The sequence below is a fragment of the Bartonella sp. MU70NMGDW genome, from assembly GCF_042194085.1.
GTDB classification, from domain to species: Bacteria; Pseudomonadota; Alphaproteobacteria; order Rhizobiales; family Rhizobiaceae; genus Bartonella; species Bartonella grahamii.
Genome location: NZ_JBHIMK010000122.1, coordinates 1 through 4,358, shown reverse-complemented (window position 1 = coordinate 4,358; position 4,358 = coordinate 1). Strand labels below are relative to the sequence as shown.

Here is a 4,358-nt window from a genome sequence, read left to right as displayed (position 1 = left end):
ACCGTAATTCTAGACGCAATTCGACTAGTACAGCAACGCCATAAAACACTATTTTTCATATCCTGTCAACAAAAAAAATCACTATATTGTGTATTTTTTATTTTTTTCACCTAAATCTAGTGTCTTTAACAACCAACCACTCACAATTGTATCATCTCAACGAATCAATTATATGACTAGAAACTAATAAAAAGCGGGGGAGAACAATGCGTGATATTGTCATAGTAATAGTGGGTATACTCATACTATGGGCTATAGTCTCTGACATGTGGGAAGAAGCAGAGAATGGTCGGAATACAGAATTTCAAGGTACTCTTTTATTGGTCATAGTACTCGGGGTGCTTTGGCATCTTGAATTTTCAAGAAACTTTTTATTAGTGGTAGCAATTTTGTTGTTTGCTTGGAGAAATTACCTAGGAATAAAAGCAAATTTTGAACATGATCGCTTAATTGAAAATTATCAGGCAGCGTCTGTTTGGAAAGATCAAAGAATTAATGAACTTCAAGCGGTTGAAGAGGAAATAATTAATGAGGAATTGTCCAAGATAATAATAAAAGCTTTGGCAACAACAGAAAAAGAATGAATCTGGTTGAGAAAAAATCAATTAAAGGTTCAATACTATGATTGATAATTAATAAAAAAGGGGAGAAAATGTGGTTTATTATAGGAATTGTAATCCTTATCTTAATAATCCCAATATTAATTGATATTATTATATTAGTAATTTACGGCATTGGATTATTTCTAGGGGGCATACTTGAAACTCTAAAAGAGTTCCTAAATTTAGTAGGAAAAATACTATTAACAATAATACTGCCAACATTAGAAACTATCGATTATGCTTTTACAAAGGATAAAAGCAAATGGAACGAAATAATTGAGAAACGAGAAAGATTTAGAGAACATAAAGCGATTAAGAAAAAAAACGGAGAAAAAACAATAAATTATTACTTTCGTTTTGCTAAACGTGGCTTATTTCTACTCTTGCGCCTAGTGGGGCTCTCCTATTTCACAGCAGTGGTTACCTTTATAATTATGTTTTCTACAGGGTACATCATTGCTACGTTTTTCCCCCGCTCTTTTGCCCCTTATTTGTTAGGGACAATTATTTTAATGCTTACTCTTCCCCTTACAGTCTGTATGGCACCAATCCAATATAGAATACAAGCGCTACCTGTTTCATTTTTACTACAAACAATGCTTCTCTGGGTTCAGTTTCGCGAAAACCTCTCTATGGGTATTGTATTCTATATCGCATTCTTTGAGCTATTCGTATATATATTATTTAGCTTTTCTCACGCAGTATTTATAGCCGAACTATCAGAAGAGCAATCAACTGCCTTTGAAACATTATAATAAACATTTACCATTTAGTTTTTCTGTCAAAATATTTATGAAGCGCGTTAAGAGCGACCCGCAATGAATTCACAAGATGTGGTAATGTTTGGTCTTCGACAATAATATATTGTATTGCTGCATAAAGATTATACTGTCTATAGAGATGTTGTGTTTCTTTTATCGCCTCTTGCATATTAGAAAACTGTCCTGTTGCAAATTCAACCCATTTCTCTCTTGCTTTGTCATCAGAAGATGATGGTATTTCGTCATAAACAGCGCTTGGTAAACCTTTTGCACACAAATAGTCATTTTTCACTTCAAGATATTTTTGCGCAACATCATACTGGTCTTGAGTAAGCACACCTTGCAAACAAAGCCGCCCAACATAAGTACCAGCAAGCGGATTTTTAGCCTCTTCAATAGTCAAACCAAAGCGTTTAGCACGCATTTCAATTGCCAATTGATTAACAGGATCTTGACGTACTTTCACTTGTGAAATGTAAGCATCTTTCTTTTTCATACATCCCCTAATCTGTGGGAGCCCACATGTTTCTCTTTGCCATATTTTATCAATCAAAATGGTATGCTGTCATTAAGAGATGCACTATGATCAGCAGCACCTGAAGCGATAGCATAATGTTGAGAAGTAACGGAAGAAGGGGCAGATTGCTCTTTCTTTGCATCAAGCAAATACAACTCGCCTTTGAATTGTGGTAAAATAATCTCTGTTATGTAACGGTCATGCCCATTTTTATCTTGCCATTTGCGTGTCTGTAATTTTCCTTCTACGTAAACCTTTGAACCTTTGTTGAGGTATTGAAGTGCAATTTTTGCTAAATGTGGATTAAAAATCACCACGGAGTGCCATTCTGTTTTCTCTACTTTTTGATGAGTATTTTTATCCGTATAGCTTTCAGAAGTCGCTATACTAAAATTGACTATTTCTGTTCCAGAATTCATTGTTTTGCTTTCGGGATTAGCACCAAGGCGCCCGATTAACATCACTTTATTTAGCATATTTTTTCTTACCTTAAACTTGTATTTTAATACATAAAAAATCTTAACATGATTTGCTTATTTTTTCAATTATTTCAAAAGGATATTATTGTTTTTTAACATATAAAATTATATTTAATATGCAAAAAAACATAAATAGTTCAGTGTTCATTTAAAACTCTTGATATACATACATAAATGTATTAACATAAGATATGAGAATAAGATTTGAATGGGATGAAACTAAAGCAAAAAGTAATCTTAGAAAGCACCGTGTCAGTTTTGAAATTGCTGCTCGTGTTTTTGCAGACCCGTTCGCCATGGTTAAACAAGACCGTATTGAAAACGGAGAATATCGTTGGCAAACTTTGGGTCTTGTGGATGGTTTTTTACTGCTACTCGTAGCGCATACTGTCCATGATGATAAAGATGGTATAGAAGTAATCCGTATTATTTCAGCGCGGCGAGCTAACTCGAAAGAAAGGAAACGTTATGAAGAAGAAAGTTCGTTATGAAATTGATGTAGGTAACTTATCACCTTTGACAGATAAACAGAGAGTTGAGGTTGATAAACTGGCTGCAATGCCGGATAGTGCAATTGATCATAGTGATATTCCAACACTAGATGATACGTTCTGGAAAAACGCCGTTCGCAATCCATTCTATAAACCAACCAAAACTGTCACAACAGTACGTGTGGATTCAGACGTTCTAGCGTGGCTTAAAAGTCAAGGGAAAGGATATCAAACGCGGATTAACGCCATTTTACGTGACGCTATGCTTCGTTCAATGCGTTGACCTCTTTCCTGCTACAAAGAGTATCAAACTGCTTTCGATAGTTTTTTATCTCCTTGTTGATTTTATCGAACGTTGAGAAGAGACAACGTCATTTAATCTGAACAGTTTTATAAAATCGGAAATTTTACTATGTTTTTTTAACTGAGCACTGTAGTGTGTAAATAGATATATTTATTAAACTGCGTGTATGTAACATAAGAAACAATACACAAAATAAAAAGGAATACCAAAGAGCAATATCTGAGTACCAAAGTACAGTATCCAATGAAAAAGAAAGCTTATGCTCCACGTACTTAGAAATAATAGGTAAAGAAACAGTTTCCTTATAACTATTTGGGAAAATTAAAACGACAAGCGCTAAACTTATTAGCTTTAAAAGTCTGTGCATATACTGTTGTAAATCACGTGTTAATATCTTCCAACCAGTTGTATTTCCGCATTTGTATTTTGGGTTGCTCTGCAATTCAGAAGGAATATGAGAATTGCATAAAATTGCAAAAACCGTTGTGACTATTACCAAAGAAACAGATGCGAATGTCAAAATATTCTGAATAAAGTAAAGATTTTTTTTAATTCCTAAAAAACATAAAAATATAAAAGTTATAATGCCAAACAAGGCTCTTAGCTGCTTATCTGTAAACATATTTATTTCCTGCGGTTTTCGATAATTTTTTGATCTCTTTATTGATCTCATCTATAAGAGGTTCGTAATTGAGAACGCTTTTCGGAATATTCCCACCGTAAACCCATGCTTTTACTTGCGCTTTGGTACTAAAATCGGCATTCTTAGGTGTTTTGTAATACTGTCCGCCATCAAACTTTTCACACTCTCTTGTACCGTCTTCATATTCGTAGAGGTTGTAAAAATACTCCTCTGCTCCGTCCCCCCAAGGAACATAACCAACAGCTGTTGCAACAAACTCTTTTTGCATGGGTTGTTTACGGTTTTTTAAGAATAAATGTTTAAAAATGAACATGCTTTAATCCTAATTTTACCAATTGGTCTATTTGTCTCAAATTTGATCATACAGAGCTTTTTATATTGCAGGTGTTAGATTTATCATAAAATCTTTAAATCGCTTTGTAAGGTGCCTTTTTGTCGATTTAAACACATACCTAATCGTAAAATGATCAGCACTTTTCACTATTTTGCTGTGGACTAAAGCGTTTCATTATCCCACCAATGCCATTTAGAGTCTCTTCAAGTTTTTGCTTGTGAATAACC

Annotated in this window: 8 protein-coding genes; 4 read left to right on the top strand and 4 right to left on the bottom strand. The window is 34.1% G+C overall.

The window, feature by feature from the left end:
• The first annotated feature begins 206 nt into the window (after positions 1–206).
• Entirely contained in the window at positions 207–584 is a 378-nt protein-coding gene (locus ACFIKE_RS08475; protein WP_375649273.1) for a hypothetical protein, read from the top strand.
• 68 nt (positions 585–652) lie between these two features.
• Positions 653–1,357 carry a hypothetical protein gene (locus ACFIKE_RS08470; protein WP_375649271.1) on the top strand — a complete coding sequence of 235 codons (705 nt, stop codon included), beginning with the start codon at positions 653–655 and terminating at the stop codon, positions 1,355–1,357.
• 7 nt (positions 1,358–1,364) lie between these two features.
• Here the strand turns inward: ACFIKE_RS08470 and ACFIKE_RS08465 are convergent, their stop codons facing one another.
• Complete coding sequence (locus tag ACFIKE_RS08465; protein ID WP_375649269.1) at positions 1,365–1,859, bottom strand: hypothetical protein; 495 nt, start codon at positions 1,857–1,859, stop codon at positions 1,365–1,367.
• Between the two features lie 53 nt (positions 1,860–1,912).
• Entirely contained in the window at positions 1,913–2,356 is a 444-nt protein-coding gene (gene ssb / locus ACFIKE_RS08460; RefSeq protein WP_375649267.1) for a single-stranded DNA-binding protein, read from the bottom strand.
• A gap of 194 nt (positions 2,357–2,550) precedes the next feature.
• Here ssb and ACFIKE_RS08455 point away from each other — a divergent pair, with 194 nt between their 5' ends.
• Together ACFIKE_RS08455 and ACFIKE_RS08450 are read left to right on the top strand one after the other, a co-directional pair.
• A complete protein-coding gene (locus tag ACFIKE_RS08455) occupies positions 2,551–2,850 on the top strand; it encodes a BrnT family toxin (RefSeq protein WP_208439550.1) in 300 nt (99 codons plus the stop codon).
• The gene (locus ACFIKE_RS08450; RefSeq protein ID WP_375627588.1) at positions 2,828–3,133 is read left to right on the top strand and encodes a BrnA antitoxin family protein; all 306 of its coding nucleotides are present in this window, start codon (positions 2,828–2,830) and stop codon (positions 3,131–3,133) included. Before ACFIKE_RS08455 ends, ACFIKE_RS08450 begins: the two co-directional genes overlap by 23 nt.
• 127 nt (positions 3,134–3,260) lie before the next feature.
• On the opposite strand, the gene ACFIKE_RS08445 is transcribed toward ACFIKE_RS08450, so the two are convergent.
• Together ACFIKE_RS08445 and ACFIKE_RS08440 are read right to left on the bottom strand one after the other, a co-directional pair.
• On the bottom strand, positions 3,261–3,776 hold the full coding sequence (locus ACFIKE_RS08445; protein WP_375649265.1) for a hypothetical protein: 516 nt from the start codon (positions 3,774–3,776) through the stop codon (positions 3,261–3,263).
• On the bottom strand, positions 3,763–4,110 hold the full coding sequence (locus ACFIKE_RS08440) for a hypothetical protein (RefSeq protein ID WP_375649263.1): 348 nt from the start codon (positions 4,108–4,110) through the stop codon (positions 3,763–3,765). The genes ACFIKE_RS08445 and ACFIKE_RS08440 overlap by 14 nt, the downstream gene beginning before the upstream one ends.
• Positions 4,111–4,358: the final 248 nt, after the last annotated feature.

Coding starts and splice junctions, on each gene's coding strand:
- ACFIKE_RS08470 (WP_375649271.1), top strand. CDS start 653: ATGTGGTTTATTATAGGAATTGTAATCCTTATCTTAATAATCCCAATA.
- ACFIKE_RS08450 (WP_375627588.1), top strand. CDS start 2,828: ATGAAGAAGAAAGTTCGTTATGAAATTGATGTAGGTAACTTATCACCT.
- ACFIKE_RS08440 (WP_375649263.1), bottom strand. CDS start 4,110: ATGTTCATTTTTAAACATTTATTCTTAAAAAACCGTAAACAACCCATG.
- ssb (WP_375649267.1), bottom strand. CDS start 2,356: ATGCTAAATAAAGTGATGTTAATCGGGCGCCTTGGTGCTAATCCCGAA.
- ACFIKE_RS08455 (WP_208439550.1), top strand. CDS start 2,551: ATGAGAATAAGATTTGAATGGGATGAAACTAAAGCAAAAAGTAATCTT.
- ACFIKE_RS08445 (WP_375649265.1), bottom strand. CDS start 3,776: ATGTTTACAGATAAGCAGCTAAGAGCCTTGTTTGGCATTATAACTTTT.
- ACFIKE_RS08475 (WP_375649273.1), top strand. CDS start 207: ATGCGTGATATTGTCATAGTAATAGTGGGTATACTCATACTATGGGCT.
- ACFIKE_RS08465 (WP_375649269.1), bottom strand. CDS start 1,859: ATGAAAAAGAAAGATGCTTACATTTCACAAGTGAAAGTACGTCAAGAT.